Genomic DNA, 15,971 nt, shown 5'->3' on the forward strand with positions numbered 1-15,971 from the left:
CGTCCGTTCCGACCGCCCCCCCGCTGGGGTTTCCCAGGAGAACCCCGAAAGCCGGCACCTCGCCCCTGTCGCGACCAGTGGGAAGCGTCCGGTCCGGGGGTTCTCCTGGGAAACTGCGCCGCGTCGCCGGTCAGACGACGAGGTTGAGCGCCAGCACCACGACCAGGCCGCTGACCGACAGGACGGTCTCCATGATCGACCAGCTCTTGATCGTCTGGCCGACGGTCAGGCCGAAGTACTCCTTGACCAACCAGAACCCTGCGTCGTTGACGTGCGAGAAGAACACCGAGCCGGCACCGATCGCGAGGACGAGCAGCGACACCTCGCCGCTCGGCAGGTCCGCGGCGATCGGCACCATGATGCCCGCGGCGGTGATCGTGGCGACGGTGGCGGAGCCGGTGGCCACGCGGATGACGACCGCCACGAGCCAGGCGATCAGCAGGACGGACACCCCGCTGTCACGGACGAAGTCGGCCACGACCTCGGCGATCCCGGTGTCGACGAGCGTCTGCTTGAAGCCGCCGCCCGCGCCGACGATGAGGATGATGCCGGCGATCGGCGGCAGCGAGCTGCTCAGCACGTCGGACACGTCCTCCTTGGACATGCCCGTGCCGATGCCGAACGTGAACACGGCCACCAGGACCGCGATGAGCAGGGCGACGAACGGCTCGCCGATGAAGTCCAGGATGCTGCGCAGCGTCGTGCCGTCGTCGACCGCGATGTCGCCGAACGCCTTGCCCATCATCAGCACCACCGGCAGCAGGACCGTCGCCAGGGTGATGCCGAAGCTCGGTCGGCGCTCGCGCTTCTCGGTCGACGCGTCGTACAGGTCACCGGCCGGAACCGGCACCCAGCGGTCGGCGAAGCGCGCGAAGACCGGGCCGGCGAGCACGATCGTCGGGATCGCGACGAGGACGCCGAGGCCGAGCGTCAGGCCCAGGTTGGCGTCCACCAGGTCGATCGCCGCGAGAGGACCGGGGTGCGGCGGCACGAAGCCGTGCATCGCGGACAGTCCCGCGAGTGCGGGAATGCCCAAGGAGATGATCGACCGCTCCGCACGCTTGGCGACCAGGAAGATGACCGGCATCAGCAGCACGAGGCCGATCTCGAAGAACATCGGCAGACCGATGATCGCGCCGATCGCGGCCATCGACCACGGCAGCATGCGCTGGCTCGAGCGCCCCACGATCGTGTCGACGATCTGGTCCGCGCCGCCGGAGTCGGCGAGCAGCTTGCCGAACATCGCACCGAGTGCGATCAGCACGCCGACACCGGACACGGTGCTGCCCACGCCCGCGCTGAAGCTCGCGACGACGTCGAGCATCGCCCGTCCGGCGATCGCGCCGACCGTCAGGGCACCGAGGATCAGGGCCAGGAACGGGTGGAGCTTGAAGTAGGTGATCGCGATGACCAGCACCGCGATCCCGATCAGCGCGGCGGCGATGAGCTGCCCGGTGCCGGCGACGGCCTCGACGGGCTCGGGTGCTGCGGCGGTGGCGAGTGCGGCCAGATTCATGCGTCGTCTCCTTCGGACAGTCCGGCGCGGGCGATGAACGCGTCGACGATCTCGGCCGGGTTCGGGGTGATGTCGAACGCCCAGCCGCGCTCGTCGTCCTGCAGCGGCTCGAGCGTCTCCTCCTGCGACTGCAGCAGGGACGAGGGCATGAAGTGCTCGCGGTGGTCCATGCGGGACTTGATGAGGTCGTGGCCACCGGTGAGGTGCAGGAAGACGACGCGCGGTGCGGCGTCGACGAGAACGTCGCGGTAGGCGCGGCGCAGGGCCGAGCAGCTCACGACACCGCCGGACCCGTCGTGGTCGGCCAGCCAGCGGCCGATGTCCTCGAGCCACGGCCAGCGGTCCTCGTCCGTCAGCGGCGTGCCGGCGGACATCTTGGCGATGTTCGCCTCGGAGTGGAAGGCGTCACCGTCCTCGTACTCGATGCCGAACCGGTCGGCCAGCTCGTGACCCACGGCGGACTTCCCCACCCCGGAGATGCCCATGACGACGACCAGTGGTGTAGCTCCCATGCCCGGCACACTATGCCTGGACGCGCCGGCGACGGGCAGCGACACCCCGACCGGTGCCTACAGCAGGTCCTTGAGCTCCTTGGGCAGCTCGAAGTCCTGACCGCCCTGGGCGGGGAAGCCGAAGGCGTTGGCGCCCTCGTTCTTCGGGGCACTGGTCGCCTGGGCGGCACGCTTCGCGGGGTTGCCCGAGACGCGCTTGCCCTTCTTCTTCTGCTGCGGCTTCTGCTTCGCGCCGGCCCGCTTGCCGGGCATCCCGGGGATGCCGGGCATGCCCGGGATCCCGCCGCCCTTGGCCATCTGCTGCATCATCTTCTGCATCCCGAAGAACTGGTCGACCAGGCTGTTGACGTCCTTGACCTCGGTGCCCGAGCCCTTCGAGATCCGCAACCGGCGGGAGCCGTCGATGATCTTGGGGTTGTCGCGCTCGGCCGGCGTCATGGACTTGATGATCGCCTTGATCTTGTCGAACTGGCGCTCGTCGAAGTTGTTGATCTGCTCCTTGTACTGCCCCATGCCGGGGATCATGCCCATGACCTTGGACATCGAGCCCAGCTTGGCGATGCCCTCGAGCTGCTTGAGCAGGTCGTCCATCGTGAACGAGCCGCCCATGAGCCGCTCGGCGTCCTTGGCGGCCTGGTCGGCGTCGAACGCCTTCTCGGCCTGCTCGATCAGGGTGAGCATGTCGCCCATGTCGAGGATGCGGCCGGCCATCCGGTCGGGGTGGAACGTCTCGAAGTCGGTGAGCTTCTCGCCGGTCGAGGCGAACATGATCGGACGCCCGGTGATCGAGCGCACCGAGAGGGCCGCGCCACCGCGGGCGTCGCCGTCCAGCTTGGTCAGCACGACGCCGGTGAAGTCGACGCCCTCGAGGAAGGCCTGCGCGGTGACGACGGCGTCCTGGCCGATCATCGCGTCGATGACGAACAGCACCTCGTCGGGGTCGACGGCCGCACGGATGTCGGCGGCCTGCTGCATGAGCTCGGCGTCGATGCCGAGGCGTCCGGCGGTGTCGACGATGACGACGTCGTGGAGCGTGCGGCGTGCCTCGGCCAGACCGGCGGTCGCGACCTGGACCGGGTCACCGACGCCGTTGCCGGGCTCGGGCGCGAAGACCGAGACGCCGGCCTGCCCGCCGACGACCTGCAGCTGGGTGACGGCGTTGGGGCGCTGGAGGTCGCAGGCCACCAGCATCGGCGACTTGCCCTGCTCCTTGAGCCACAGCGCGAGCTTGCCGGCGAGGGTCGTCTTGCCGGCGCCCTGCAGGCCCGCGAGCATGATGACCGTGGGCGGGTTCTTGGCGTAGCGGATGCGGCGGGTCTCGCCGCCCAGGATCGTGACGAGCTCGTCGTTGACGATCTTGATGACCTGCTGCGCGGGGTTCAGCGCCTGGCTGACCTCGGCGCCCGAGGCCCGCTCCTTGACGTTGGCGATGAACTCGCGGACGACCGGTACCGCGACGTCGGCGTCCAGCAGGGCGACTCGGATCTCGCGGGCGACCGCGTCGATGTCGGCCTCGGAGAGTCGACCCTTGCCGCGCAGGTTCTTGAACGCTGACTGCAGGCGATCTTGCAGGGTGTCGAACATGGGGTTGTCGTCGTCCTCAGGAAGAAGGTGGGGGTCTGATCAACTCTAACCGAGGCCCCGAGCGCCCCTGCCGGTCCGGGGCGGTGCGTCGGCATCACGGTCACGTCAGGGCTGCTGCCAGGGCGTCGCGCAGCTTCTCGGCGGTAGGTCCGTCGAGACGGTTCCCGTCCACGTCGACGACGTAGAAGACGTCGCGGACCTCGTCCCCGTACGTCGACATGTGGGCCGAGCGGATCGACAGGCCGAGGGAGGCGATCTGGTCGCACACCGTCCACACGAGCCCCCTCCGGTCGTGCGCCCGGACCTCGACGACCGTGGCCGTCTCCGAGACGTTGCCGAGCAGTCGTACGCGGGCATCCTCCGCGTCGGGGATCGACGCGAGCTCGAGCCGGCCGGCCAGGTCGAGGTCCCCCGCCATCGCGGGCCGGAGGCGTTCGGTCAGGCGGGCCGGGTCGACGTCCTGGCGCGACACCTCCCACAGCGACACCGCGACGTCGCCGAGCGTGACGGTGCGCGCGGAGCGGATCGCGAGGCCGGCCAGCGCCAGTCCACCGGCGAGATCGGCCATGACGCCCCGGCGGTTCGCGGTGACGATCGTGAGCAGCGAGCCGCCCTGGTGCGGCTCGACCGTCAGCGTGAAGTCCGCGGGTCCCGTGGTCCCCCAGTCGGGGACCGGCACGTGGACAGGCCAGCCCTCGTACGCCTCGGCGTCCGGGCTGCCGACCGACTCGTCGAGGACGCCCCGGACCTTCTCGACGAGTCCTTCGATGAGCCCGCGTCGCCAGGTCGACCACGCACTCGCGCCGGTGGACTGGGCGTCCGAGGCCGTCAGGGCGGCCAGGAGGTCCAGGAAGTCCTCCGTGCCCACGATCTCCGCGACGTTCGCCGCGGTCGAGGGGTCCTCGATGTCACGTCGTGTCGCGATCGTCGGCAGCAGCAGGTGCCAGCGCACGAGGCGTCCCACGACGTCGGCGTCGGCCGCGTCGAACCCCCACCGCAGGGCGATGCGGGTCGCCATCGGCTCGCCCACCTCGGAGTGGTCGCCCGCGACGCCCTTGCCGATGTCGTGCAGCAGCGCGGCCACGGCCAGGAGGTCGGGACGGGCGACGTCGCGCTTGATCGCCGCGGCGTGGACGCACGCCTCCAGGCTGTGCCGGTCGACGGTGAAGCGATGCACCGGCGACGAGGACCCGCGCAGGCGGATGGGCGCCCACTCGGGCAGCACGCGGTCGACCACCCCGGCGAAGTCGAGCTCGTCCCACACGCGCACGAGCCCCGGTCCGGCGGTGAGCAGGTCGACCAAGTGTCGGCGGGCCGTGGGCGGCCAGGGATCGGGCAGCTCGCCCATCGTCCTGGCCAGCCGGACCGCGGACCCCGGGCCGAGGGGCAGACCCTCGCGTGCGGCGGCGGCCGCGGCCCGCAGGGCGAGCTCGGGGTCCGTCGCGGGATCGGCGTCCTTGGTCACGATGACCTCACCCGCGAGGACGCCGACCCCGTCGCCGAGGGGCAGGACCTTGGGGCCGCGGGACGTGATCGTCCCCTTGCGGGGCGGAGCGAGCGCGTCGTCCACCTTGCGCCAGGCCAGCGAGGCCAGGTGCGCGATCCGGCGACCGATCTGTCGGGTGTGCAGGTCGAGCTCCTCGGCCCCCATCCCCAGCACCGCCGCCACGTCGGGGATGACGTCCGCGTCGAGCCGCTCGACCCGGCGCCCCACGGTCTGGTGCAGGGCGTCGCGGACGTCGAGCAGGGAGCTGCGCAGCCACTCGGACTCCCCGTGCGGGACGTCGATGAGCCACGTCGCGACGAGCGCGCGCAGGATCACGCTGTCGCGCAGTCCCCCGCCCGACTCCTTCAGGTCGGGGACCGCGGCGTGCGCGAGCCAGCCGGCCCGCTCGATGCGGGCCTGACGTGCCTGGCGCACCTCCTCCACGCGGGTGCGGGCGTCTCGCCGCCAGTCCGCGAGGACCTCCGAGCGCAGGCCCAGGACCAGCCCCGAGTCACCGGCGACCGGGCGGGCATCGAGCATGCCCATCGCCGCGCGGTGGTCGCTCGCTGCGGCGTCGCGCATCTGGACGGTGTCCCGCACGGAGTGGTCGAGCGCCACCCCGTCGTCCCACAGCGGGTACCAGATGGCCTCGGCGACCTCGCGGACGACGGACTCCTCGACCGACGGGTCGTGCAGCAGGACGACGTCCAGGTCGCTGAAGGGAGAGAGCTCGGAGCGGCCGTACCCGCCGACCGCGACCAGCGCGAGTCCCCCGCCCTCCCGCGGGTCGCCCCCGCTGTCGGGCACCGCCGCCGCGAACAGCTGCCGCAGGCGCCGGTCGGCCTCCAGGGCCCGGTCGGCGCGGCGGCGGGCGAGATCGGGATGGTCGGTCACGAGCACAGGCTAGTGCGCCCCCACACGACGCTGGGCCTGACGTTTCGACGAACACGCCGTCGGCGTGTCTGCCAGAACGTCAGGCCCAGCGAGGTGGGGTTAGAGCGCGGCCTCGTCGGTCTCGCCCGTGCGGACGCGGACGACGGAGTCGACGGGGACGACCCACACCTTGCCGTCGCCGATCTTGCCGGTCTGCGCCGAGGCGGTGATCGTCGAGACCACGCTCGCCGCGTCGGCGTCGTCGACGACGACCTCGAGCCGGATCTTCGGCACGAGCGACACGTCGTACTCCGCACCGCGGTAGACCTCGGTGTGCCCCTTCTGCTGCCCGTAGCCGCTGGCCTCGGTCACCGTCATGCCGGCGACGCCTGCTGCCGCCAGGGCCTCGCGGACCTCTTCCCACTTGTGCGGCTTGATCACCGCGGTTACCAGCTTCATGCTCAGAGCTCCTTCAGAAGGTTGGATCCGCCTGTGCTGCTGCCGGCGTAGTCGTAGGCGGTCTCGAGGTGCTCGACCTGGTCGATGCCGGTCACCTCGTCCTCCTCGCTCACCCGGAAACCGATCGTCACGTCGATCAACTTACCGATGACGTACGTGAGCACGAACGAGTAGGCCAGCACGACGACCGCCGCGAGGACCTGCTTGCCGAGCTGCGAGAGGTCGCCACCGTAGAAGAGGCCGACGTCGCCGACCGCGAGGAACCCGATCAGGATCGTGCCGACGAGGCCACCGACGAGGTGGACACCCACGACGTCGAGCGAGTCGTCGTACCCGAGCTTGTACTTCAGGCCCACCGCCAGCGCACACAGGACGCCCGCGACGATGCCGAGTGCGATCGAGCCGAACGGCGAGATGGCGCCCGCGGCCGGGGTGATGGCGACCAGGCCCGCGACGGCACCCGACGCGGCGCCGAGGCTCGTGCCCTTGCCCTCGCGGAAGTACTCCACGGCGATCCAGCCGATGATCGCGGCGGCGGTGGCGACGGCGGTGTTGACGAACGCGAGTCCGGCCAGCCCGTTGGCACCGACCGCGGAGCCGGCGTTGAAGCCGAACCAGCCGAACCACAGCAGGCCCGCACCGAGCAGGACGAACGGCAGGTTGTGCGGACGCATCGGGTCGCGCCGCCAGCCGACGCGCTTGCCCAGCACCAGTGCCAGGGCGAGGCCGGCCGCACCGGCGTTGATGTGGACGGCCGTGCCGCCGGCGAAGTCGATGGCCTCGAGGTTGTTCGCGATCCAGCCGCCACTGTCCTCGTTGAAGTCGAAGACCCAGTGCGCGACCGGGAAGTACACGATCGTCACCCAGACGACGACGAACACGAGCCAGGCGCTGAACTTGGCCCGGTCCGCGATCGCGCCGCTGATCAGAGCCACGGTGATGATCGCGAACATCAGCTGGAAGCCCACGAAGACGTACTCGGGGATCGTGCCGTACGCCGTGTTGACCGAGATGTTGTCGAGTCCCAGGCGCTTGAAGCCGCCGAGGAACTTGCTGCCGTCAGGGCTGAAGGCGAGCGAGTAGCCGTAGAGGACCCACAGGACGGGAATGATCGCGAGAGCCGAGAAGCTCATCATCATCATGTTGAGCACTGTCTTGGAGCGGACCATGCCGCCGTAGAAGAACGCCAGGCCTGGCGTCATGAGCAGGACCAAGGCCGAGCTGGCCAGGATCCACGCGGTATCGCCGGTATCCATGAAACCTCCGAAGTGGTGACTGCGGGCGTGATGCCACCCGCTGCGTCACAGCCTGATTGCGGAGGATTTCAAGATGCCGCCCCTGGTGTTGCGACCAGGTCACGAAATCGGATGCCGTGTTAACACCGTGTTTCGGGCCCTGCGGCCGGCCGGCCTCAGGACAGCAGTGCGTCGACGAACTCCTCGGCGTCGAACGGGGCGAGGTCGTCCTCGCCCTCGCCGAGTCCCACGAACTTGACCGGGACGCCGAGCTCGCGCTGGACCGCGATGACGATGCCGCCCTTGGCCGTGCCGTCGAGCTTGGTCAGGACGATGCCCGTCACGTCCACGACCTCGCCGAAGACGCGCGCCTGGGTCAGGCCGTTCTGACCCGTCGTCGCGTCGATGACCAGCAGGACCTCGGTGACGGGAGCCTGCTTCTCGATCACGCGCTTGACCTTGCCGAGCTCGTCCATCAGGCCGGACTTGGTGTGCAGACGGCCCGCGGTGTCGACGAGCACGACGTCGGTCTCGTCGGCGATGCCACGCTGGACGGCCTCGAACCCGACGCTCGCGGGGTCGCCGCCCTCGGGACCGCGCACGGTCGGGACGCCGACCCGCTCGCCCCAGGTCTGCAGCTGGTCGGCGGCGGCGGCACGGAACGTGTCGGCCGCGCCGAGGACGACGGTCTGCTCCTCGGCCACCAGCACGCGCGCGAGGCGGCCGACGGTCGTGGTCTTGCCGGTGCCGTTGACGCCGACGACCAGCACGACGCCGGGCTTGTCGTCGGCCCCGGTGGAGCGCAGCGTGCGGTCCAGCGTCGGGTCGACCAGCCGGACGAGCTCCTCACGCAGGGCGGCCTTGGCCAGCTGGGGGTCGGTGATGCCCTCGACGCGCAGCTTCGTGCGGAGGTTCTGCACGAGCTCGTCGGTCGCCGTCACGCCCACGTCGGCGGCGAGCAGGGTGTCCTCGATCTCCTCCCACGCGGCCTCGTCGAGGGTCGAGCGACCCAGGACGGCCAGCAGCCCCTTGCCGAGCGAGCCCTGTGACTTGGCGAGCCGGGCGCGCAGGCGGACGAGACGCCCCTGCGGGGCCTCCGGGCGCTCCAGCGTGTCGACGGCCGTCGGCGGGCCCGGGACGTCCTCGTCCTCCAGGTGGGGCTCGGGGCGTTCGGGGTGGTGGATGACCTCGTCGGTGATCTCCTGCAGGTCCGCGGGCGGAGGCAGCTCCGCCCTCCCGCGGGACATGACGAGGCCGATGCCTGCCCCCAGGATGACGACAGCGGCAGCGATGATGATGAGAAGAACGGTCGTGGTCACACCGCGATCCTATGCGGGTCGTGTTGGGCGCCGCCCACGGACACGACCTGGCCGACCCGCTCCAGCACGGCGGCGGAGTGGCTGATGACCAGGACGCTCCGGCCGGGCACGAGGGCCAGCAGGTCGTCCATCAGCGCCTCGCCCGCCTCCGCGTCGAGGTGCTCGGTGGGCTCGTCGACGATCAGCACGCGATGTCCGCCCAGCACCAGGCGGGCCAGGCACAGCCGTTGCCGCTCGCCACCGGACAGCCGGTTGCCGCGCTCGCCGACCCGCGTGTCCAGGCCGTCGGCCAGCGAGGCGACGAAGTCCCCCAGACCGGCGGTCCCGAGCGCGCGGTGCAGCTCGGCGTCGGACGCGTGCGGGTCCGCGATGCGCAGGTTCTCCCGGATCGTGGTGTCGAACACGATCTCGTCCTGTCCCAGGTAGCCGACGACGCTGCGCACGTCCGTCGCGGCGAGCTCGCGGACGTCGACGCCGCCGAGCAGCACCTGTCCCCCGCGCGGCTCCGCGAGGCGCGCGAGCGTGTGGGCGAGCGTGCTCTTGCCCGAGCCGCTCGGGCCCGTGACGCCCAGGACCGCGCCCGCCGGCAGGTCGAGCTCGATCCCCCGGGCCACGGTCGAGGTCCAGCCCACGGCGAGGTCGCGGGCGACCAGGTCGTAGTTCGCGGGCAGCGGCAGCGGGTCGACCGGGTCGGTGATCGCCGCTGCCGCCAGCGCGAGCTCGCCGAGCCGCGCCTCCGCGCCCTCGATCTCGGGCCGGAGCCGTTCTGCCTCCGCGAGCGCCGAGAGCGGCTCGACGAGCGCGAGCGGTGCCAGGACGACGACGCCCACGAGCACCGGGGCCAGATCTGCCGAGAGCGCGGCGATCGTGGCCACGGCCACGCCGGTCGCCAGGAGCACGAGAGCCTCCCCCAGACCGGTGACGACCGCGGCCCGGCGCTGGGCCGCCTCGAGCGAGGCGGTCGACCGGCGCGTCTCGCGACGCAGGACGTCCGTCGCCCCGTACGCCACGAGGTCCGGGGCGGCCAGCACCGCCTGCGAGACGTCCGCCGCGAGGTCGCCGCGCCACCGGGCCGTCAGGGTCCCGGCGCGGCGCACCGACCATGGCACGACCGTACGCACGCCGGCCATCGCCGCGAGCGTCGTGGCAGCGAGCACCAGGCCGGACCGCAGGTCGACCACGCCGACCAGGCCGATCGTCACGGCCGAGGACGCGATCGCGACGACCCACGGGCCACGCAGGCGCAGCACCCGGTCCTGGATCGCGTCGACGTCCGAGACGACCCGGCTCACCAGGTCACCCCGACGACGCGACGCCATGCCACCCGGTGCGATCCGGTCGAGGTCACGGTAGACCGCGACGCGCGCCTCGGTGATGCGGGCGAACGTCGCGTCGTGGGTCAGGAGCCGCTCGACGTACCGCAGCACGGCCCGGGTGAGCCCGAAGAACCGCACCCCGACGATCGCCACCATCAGGTACAGCACCGGCGGCTGCTCCGCCGCCCGCACGATCAGCCACGCGGACGTGAGCAGCAGGGCAATGCCGGCGAGCTCGGACAGCACGCCCATCAGCCGGCCCCACACCATCGTCATGCGAGCACCATCCTCGAGGTCAGCCGGAGCTCGCGGTCCGCGGCCGCGATCGTCTCCGGGCGGTGGGCGACGACCAGGACGGTCACGTCGAGCGAGCGGAGGGTGGCGAGGACGGCCGCCTCGCGGGATGCGTCGAGGCCGGCCGTCGGCTCGTCGAGCAGCACCAGCCGGGCGTCCCCACGGCGCACGCGCAGCACGGCACGAGCCACCGCGATCCGTCGGCGCTCGCCGGCCGAGACGTCGTCACCGGACTCGTCGATCACCCGGTCCAGCGGCAGGTCCGCCGCTCCGGCGTCCCGCAGCGCGGCGGACACGTCGTCCCGGCCCGACTCGTCGTCGCCCAGACGCACGTTGTCCTCGATCGTGCCCGGCACGAGCCCGGGCACCTGCGGGACCCACGCGATCTGTCGCCGCCAGGCCACGGGGTCGATCGAGGACAGGTCCACGTCGTCCACCAGGACGTAGCCGGTGGTGGGGCGGTCGAAGGCCATCAGCAGCGACAGCAGGGTGGACTTGCCACAGCCAGAGGGGCCGGTGACGGCGACGAACTCGCCGGGCCGGACCCGCGTGTGGGCCAGCTCCAGGCTCGGCGCCGAGCGCCCGGCGCGGCGGACCACGACGCCGTCGAGGACGATCTCGGCAGCCCGCAGGTCCGGTGCGGGCGCCGCTCCTTCGTGCCGGTCGTGGTCGAGCAGGCCCAACAGCTCCGCGGTCGCCTCGGCACCCTCGGTGCTGTCGTGGAACATCGCGCCCAGCCGCTTCACCGGCGCGAACGCCTCGGGGGCGAGGAGCAGGACGAACAGCGCGGGCCCGAGCTCGAGGTCCCCCTCGACGACCCGCAGGCCGACGCTCACCGCCACGAGCGCGACGGCGAGCGTCGAGAACAGCTCGAGCACCAGCGAGGACAGGAAGGCCAGGCGCAGCGCACGGACGGTCTCGCGGCGGTGCCGCTCCCCCACCTCGCGGAGCCCCTTCTCCTGGCGCCGGCCGAAGACCTTGAGGACCGTCAGCCCGTCGAGCACGTCCGCGAAGTGCCGGCCGAGACGCTCGAGTGCCTGCCAGCGCCGGTCGATCCGGTCCTTCGTGAGCATGCCGACCAGGACCATGAAGACGATGATCAGCGGCAACGTCACCGCGAGCACGATCGCCGACAGCAGGTCCGCGCGGGCCACCGCGAGCAGCACCAACGGCGGGACGAGCGCCGTCAGGACGACCTGCGGCAGGAACCGGCCGACGTACCCGTCGAACGCGTCGAGCCCCGGCCCGAGCAGGGCAACCACCCGCGAGCTGTTGGGCCGCGGCCCCAGACGACGCGGATCGAGCAGGTCGTCGACGACCTCACCTCTCAGCTCGGCCTTGACCGACGCTGCCGCGCGGGCGGACACGGCCGTGTGGCACCAGGTGACCGCCGCCCGGGCGGCCAGGCCGACCGCGACCGCCGTCACCAGAGCGGCGACCGGCTCGCCGTCGAAGCGTTGCGCGACGACCTGCGCCACGACGTACGCGACGGCGATCACCAGTCCCGCGGTGGCGAGGCCCAGCGCGACGCTGACGGCAAGGAGCCGGCGCACGCCGCGGGAGCGACGGACGAGACGGGGATCCAGGGGACGCATCGCCGTCACACCGGGATGTGGTGCACGCCGATGCGGCGGCGGAACACCCAGTAGGACCAGCTCTGGTAGCCGATGACGATCGGGGTGAAGAACACCGCGACCCACGACATGATCGTGAGCGTGTACGGCGTCGAGGCGGCGTTGGTCGTGGTCAGCGACCAGGCCGCGTCGAGCGAGGACGGCATGACGTCGGGGAACAGCCCGCTGAACAGTGTCGCCACCAGCAGCGCGATCGCCACGGCGGTGCCGGCGAACGCCCGGCCGTCGCGCCGGTCGAGCGCGTTGAGCATGCCGATCACGAACGCGAGGACGGTCAGCCCGCCGAGGATCCACACCGCGAGGCTGTCCTGGGCCAGGCCGGTCCACACGACGAACGCCACGGCCAGGGCCCCGGCGACGACGCCGGCCCGCAGGCCGAGCCGGATCGCCCGCTCACGGATGGGCCCCACGGTCTTGAGACCGACGAAGAACGCGCCGTGCACCAGGAAGACCGACAGCGTGACCAGCCCGCCGAGCAGCCCGTAGGGGTTCAGCAGGTTGAAGAACCCGCCGACGTACTCGCCGTCGGCGTCGATCGGCACACCGCGCACGATGTTGGCCAGCGCGACGCCCCACAACAGGGCGGGGACGACCGACCCGAACACGATCGCGGTGTCGCAGCGCCGCCGCCACGACACCTCGTCCCGCTTGGAGCGGAACTCGATGCCGATGATTCGCACGATCAACGCCACGAGGATCAGGAGCAGCGGCAGGTAGAAGCCGCTGAACAGCGTCGCGTACCACTCGGGGAACGCCGCGAACGTGGCTCCGCCGGCGACGAGCAACCACACCTCGTTGCCGTCCCAGACCGGGCCGATCGTGTTGATCAGGACCCGGCGCTCGGTGTCATCCCGCGCGAGCACCGCCATGAGCATGCCGACGCCGAAGTCGAACCCCTCGAGGACGAGGTAGCCGACCCACAGGACCGCGATGATGATGAACCAGAAGGTCGTGAGCTCCATGTCAGTGTCCGATCAGTAGGCGTACGCGAGCGGCGCGTCGGCGTCGCCGAGGTCCGGGTCGCGTGGGGGGTCGAGCTGGGGCAGTCCGGCCTGCACGTAGCGCAGCAGCAGCCGCACCTCGATGACGGCCAGGACGCCGTAGAGGAGGGTGAACGTCGCCAGCGACGTCGCCACCTCCCCCACGCTCGTGCTGGGCGAGACGCCGGACGCGGTCGGCATGAGGCCGAACACGACCCACGGCTGACGGCCCATCTCGGTGAAGATCCAGCCGAACGAGTTCGCCGCCATGGGCAGCAGCGGCAGGACGATCGCCGCCCGGAGCATCCACCGCGAGCGCGGGGTGCGGCCTCGCCTGGTGGCCCAGAGCATGAGCGCGCCGGCCGCCATCGCCAGTCCGCCCGCCGTGATCATCGCGCGGAAGGTCCAGTACGTGACGGGGATGTTGGGCTTGTAGTCGCCGGGGCCGTACTTCTGCTCGTACTCCTCCTGCAGCGAGTCGATGCCGCGGACCTCCCCGTCGAAGGTCCCGGTGCCGAGGAACGAGAGCAGCTTGGGGACCTCGAGCTTGAAGACCTCCTCGGACCCGTCGAGCGTCCCGACCGTGAGGATCGAGAACGGCGCGGGCTTGGCGTCGTCGTACAGCGCCTCGGCCGCGGCCATCTTCATGGGCTGCACCTCGGTCATGACCTTGCCCTGGAAGTCGCCGGTGATCATCGTGCCGAGGCCGGCGACGAGCAGCACGACCGCGCCCATGCGGAAGGCGGGACGGAACGCGTCGGCGTCGCGATCGGGGTGCCGCATCATGTTCCACAGCGCGACCCCGGCGACGAACGCGCCGGCGACCATGAAGCAGCCGATGATCTGGTGCGGGAACGTGGCCAGCAGCACCTTGTTCGTCAGCACCGCTCCGAAGTCGGTGAGCTCGGCGCGGCCCTTCTCGCCGTTGAGCGTGTAACCGACCGGGTTCTGCATGAACGAGTTGGCCGCGAGGATGAAGTACGCCGAGAACACCGTGCCGGCCGCGGCGATCCAGATGCACGCGAGGTGGAGGCCCGGCTTGAGCCGGTCCCAGCCGAAGATCCACAGGCCGAGGAAGGTGGACTCCAGGAAGAACGCCAGCAGGCCCTCGATCGCCAGCGGAGCGCCGAAGATGTCGCCCACGAAGCGCGAGTAGTCGCTCCAGTTCATCCCGAACTGGAACTCCTGGACGATGCCGGTCGCGATGCCCATCGCGAAGTTGATGAGGAACAGCTTGCCGAAGAACTTGGTCAGGCGAAGCCAGCGCTCGTCGCCCGAACGGCGCCAGATCGTCTGCATCGTGGCGACCAGGACGGACAGTCCGATCGTGAGCGGCACGAAGAAGAAGTGGTACACGGTGGTGATGCCGAACTGCCATCGTGCGAGGTCCAGGACATCCATGTCTGCTCCTTCTTCTACTACGCCATGTAGTAACTACTACGGATCGTAGTAACACCGCACGAGCCGCCGCAAGCGCATTTACTACCTGGCGTAGTAGATTGGGTCACATGCCTCATCTGGGAGAGCTGGAACGCTCGGTCATGAACGTCCTGTGGGACTCGTCCGCGCCCATGAAGGTGCGCGAGGTCCTCGACGCCCTGGACGAGCGCGACCTGGCGTACACGACGATCATGACCGTCCTCGACCGCCTCGGGACCAAGGAGATGGTCCGCCGCGAGCGTGACGGCCGCGCGTTCCGCTACGCCCCTGCCCTGACGCGCGACGCGGCGACGTCCGAGCTGCTCCACGCCGCACTCGACCAGGCCGGAGCCGACCGCACCGCGGCCCTCGTGCACTTCGCCCGCACCGTCGACGTCGCAGAGGCCCAGGCACTGCGCGCCGCCCTCGACGAGATCGAGTCGCGAGCCTCGGAATGACCCCGCTCCTGCTCGGGCTGATCGGGCTCGCCCTGTCGCTGCCGATCCCCGCACTGCTCGCCCGCACGAGCTGGCCGTTGCTGGTCCCGCGCGCCGGGATCATCCTGTGGCAGTCGTTCGCCCTGGCAGCCGTGCTCGCGATCTCGGGCGCCGCGCTGTCCACCGCACTGTGGCTGGTCACCGCCGAACGGCTCACCTGGTGGCGGATCGCGCTGCACCTGGTCATCCTCGGCGTCGGCGTGCTGGTGTGGGCGCGGTTCTGGTGGGCGGCGTGGACCGTGTGGCGCGAGACGCAGGCCCGCCGGCGGCGCCAGCGCCACCTCGTCGACCTGCTGGGCGAGGCCGACGGCATGGCACCGGCGATCCGCATCCTGCAGGAGGAGACCCCGATCGCCTACTGCGTCCCGGGCATCGCGTCGCCACGCATCGTGGTATCGCAGGGCACGATCTCGACCCTGTCGGCCACGGAGTACGCCGCAGTGCTCGAGCACGAGCGCGCACACGTGCGCCGGCGGCACGATTTGGTCCTCGAGTCGTTCACGGTCCTGCACCGGGCGTTCCCCCGGTTCCTGCGCACCGACGCCCCGCTCGTGCAGAGCCAGGTCATGGTCGAGCTGCTCGCCGACGACGCCGCGCGCAAGTCCTGCGGCGAGGCCTCGGTCGCCCGGGCCCTGGTGGCCCTCGCCGGCGCACCCACCCCGGCAGGCGCGCTGGGCAGCGGCGGCTCGGCGAGCGTCCGGATGACCCGGCTCCTCGACCCCGATCCCCGCAACGCGCCGGCGTCAGGGCTCGCCTACCTCATCTCGGTGGTCGTGCTCGTGGCGCCGACCGTGCTGCTCGCGGTGCCGTGGATGGCGCACGCGATCCACACCCTCACCGGCTGAGG

The 15,971-nt window shown here is 71.1% G+C and carries 13 protein-coding genes; 2 read left to right on the plus strand and 11 right to left on the minus strand.

Annotated features, from left to right (window positions below; all coding sequences use genetic code 11):
* Positions 1-130: 130 nt before the first annotated feature.
* The 11 genes from C3E78_RS11720 to C3E78_RS11770 all read right to left on the minus strand — a co-directional run bounded on the left by C3E78_RS11720 (position 131) and on the right by C3E78_RS11770 (position 14,609).
* Entirely contained in the window at positions 131-1,516 is a 1,386-nt protein-coding gene (locus tag C3E78_RS11720) for a GntT/GntP/DsdX family permease (RefSeq protein WP_108578571.1), read from the minus strand.
* Entirely contained in the window at positions 1,513-2,028 is a 516-nt protein-coding gene (locus C3E78_RS11725; RefSeq protein ID WP_108578573.1) for a gluconokinase, read from the minus strand. The genes C3E78_RS11720 and C3E78_RS11725 overlap by 4 nt, the downstream gene beginning before the upstream one ends.
* A 57-nt stretch (positions 2,029-2,085) precedes the next feature.
* The gene (ffh, locus tag C3E78_RS11730) at positions 2,086-3,612 is read right to left on the minus strand and encodes a signal recognition particle protein (RefSeq protein WP_108578575.1); all 1,527 of its coding nucleotides are present in this window, start codon (positions 3,610-3,612) and stop codon (positions 2,086-2,088) included.
* 100 nt (positions 3,613-3,712) lie between these two features.
* A complete protein-coding gene (locus tag C3E78_RS11735) occupies positions 3,713-5,992 on the minus strand; it encodes a [protein-PII] uridylyltransferase (RefSeq protein ID WP_159085883.1) in 2,280 nt (759 codons plus the stop codon).
* A 99-nt stretch (positions 5,993-6,091) separates the two neighbouring features.
* Positions 6,092-6,430: a P-II family nitrogen regulator gene (locus C3E78_RS11740; RefSeq protein WP_108578579.1), complete on the minus strand. Its 339-nt coding sequence runs from the start codon at positions 6,428-6,430 to the stop codon at positions 6,092-6,094.
* Positions 6,431-6,432: 2 nt separating this feature from the next.
* Positions 6,433-7,686: an ammonium transporter gene (locus tag C3E78_RS11745; protein ID WP_108578581.1), complete on the minus strand. Its 1,254-nt coding sequence runs from the start codon at positions 7,684-7,686 to the stop codon at positions 6,433-6,435.
* A gap of 155 nt (positions 7,687-7,841) precedes the next feature.
* On the minus strand, positions 7,842-8,984 hold the full coding sequence (gene ftsY / locus C3E78_RS11750; protein WP_108578583.1) for a signal recognition particle-docking protein FtsY: 1,143 nt from the start codon (positions 8,982-8,984) through the stop codon (positions 7,842-7,844).
* Positions 8,981-10,576 carry a thiol reductant ABC exporter subunit CydC gene (gene cydC / locus C3E78_RS11755; protein ID WP_108578585.1) on the minus strand — a complete coding sequence of 532 codons (1,596 nt, stop codon included), beginning with the start codon at positions 10,574-10,576 and terminating at the stop codon, positions 8,981-8,983. The genes ftsY and cydC overlap by 4 nt, the downstream gene beginning before the upstream one ends.
* Entirely contained in the window at positions 10,573-12,189 is a 1,617-nt protein-coding gene (cydD, locus tag C3E78_RS11760; RefSeq protein ID WP_135804796.1) for a thiol reductant ABC exporter subunit CydD, read from the minus strand. The genes cydC and cydD overlap by 4 nt, the downstream gene beginning before the upstream one ends.
* A 5-nt stretch (positions 12,190-12,194) precedes the next feature.
* Positions 12,195-13,190 carry a cytochrome d ubiquinol oxidase subunit II gene (gene cydB, locus C3E78_RS11765; RefSeq protein WP_108578590.1) on the minus strand — a complete coding sequence of 332 codons (996 nt, stop codon included), beginning with the start codon at positions 13,188-13,190 and terminating at the stop codon, positions 12,195-12,197.
* A gap of 12 nt (positions 13,191-13,202) precedes the next feature.
* Positions 13,203-14,609, minus strand: a complete 1,407-nt coding sequence (locus tag C3E78_RS11770) for a cytochrome ubiquinol oxidase subunit I (RefSeq protein WP_108578592.1) — start codon at positions 14,607-14,609, stop codon at positions 13,203-13,205.
* A gap of 107 nt (positions 14,610-14,716) precedes the next feature.
* On the opposite strand from C3E78_RS11770, the gene C3E78_RS11775 reads away from it, so the two are divergent.
* Both C3E78_RS11775 and C3E78_RS11780 read left to right on the plus strand, forming a co-directional pair.
* Positions 14,717-15,085, plus strand: a complete 369-nt coding sequence (locus C3E78_RS11775) for a BlaI/MecI/CopY family transcriptional regulator (RefSeq protein WP_108578594.1) — start codon at positions 14,717-14,719, stop codon at positions 15,083-15,085.
* On the plus strand, positions 15,082-15,969 hold the full coding sequence (locus C3E78_RS11780) for a M56 family metallopeptidase (protein WP_108578596.1): 888 nt from the start codon (positions 15,082-15,084) through the stop codon (positions 15,967-15,969). The genes C3E78_RS11775 and C3E78_RS11780 overlap by 4 nt, the downstream gene beginning before the upstream one ends.
* Positions 15,970-15,971 lie beyond the last annotated feature (2 nt).

Origin of the sequence: Aeromicrobium chenweiae (genome assembly GCF_003065605.1) — a bacterium.
Taxonomy (GTDB): Bacteria; Actinomycetota; Actinomycetes; order Propionibacteriales; family Nocardioidaceae; genus Aeromicrobium; species Aeromicrobium chenweiae.

Excerpts from the sequence above, each read along its gene's own strand:
- C3E78_RS11720 (WP_108578571.1), bottom strand. The coding sequence starts at position 1,516 with ATGAATCTGGCCGCACTCGCCACCGCCGCAGCACCCGAGCCCGTCGAG.
- C3E78_RS11725 (WP_108578573.1), bottom strand. The coding sequence starts at position 2,028 with ATGGGAGCTACACCACTGGTCGTCGTCATGGGCATCTCCGGGGTGGGG.
- ffh (WP_108578575.1), bottom strand. The coding sequence starts at position 3,612 with ATGTTCGACACCCTGCAAGATCGCCTGCAGTCAGCGTTCAAGAACCTG.
- C3E78_RS11740 (WP_108578579.1), bottom strand. The coding sequence starts at position 6,430 with ATGAAGCTGGTAACCGCGGTGATCAAGCCGCACAAGTGGGAAGAGGTC.
- C3E78_RS11745 (WP_108578581.1), bottom strand. The coding sequence starts at position 7,686 with ATGGATACCGGCGATACCGCGTGGATCCTGGCCAGCTCGGCCTTGGTC.
- cydC (WP_108578585.1), bottom strand. The coding sequence starts at position 10,576 with ATGACGATGGTGTGGGGCCGGCTGATGGGCGTGCTGTCCGAGCTCGCC.
- cydD (WP_135804796.1), bottom strand. The coding sequence starts at position 12,189 with ATGCGTCCCCTGGATCCCCGTCTCGTCCGTCGCTCCCGCGGCGTGCGC.
- cydB (WP_108578590.1), bottom strand. The coding sequence starts at position 13,190 with ATGGAGCTCACGACCTTCTGGTTCATCATCATCGCGGTCCTGTGGGTC.
- C3E78_RS11770 (WP_108578592.1), bottom strand. The coding sequence starts at position 14,609 with ATGGATGTCCTGGACCTCGCACGATGGCAGTTCGGCATCACCACCGTG.
- C3E78_RS11775 (WP_108578594.1), top strand. The coding sequence starts at position 14,717 with ATGCCTCATCTGGGAGAGCTGGAACGCTCGGTCATGAACGTCCTGTGG.
- C3E78_RS11780 (WP_108578596.1), top strand. The coding sequence starts at position 15,082 with ATGACCCCGCTCCTGCTCGGGCTGATCGGGCTCGCCCTGTCGCTGCCG.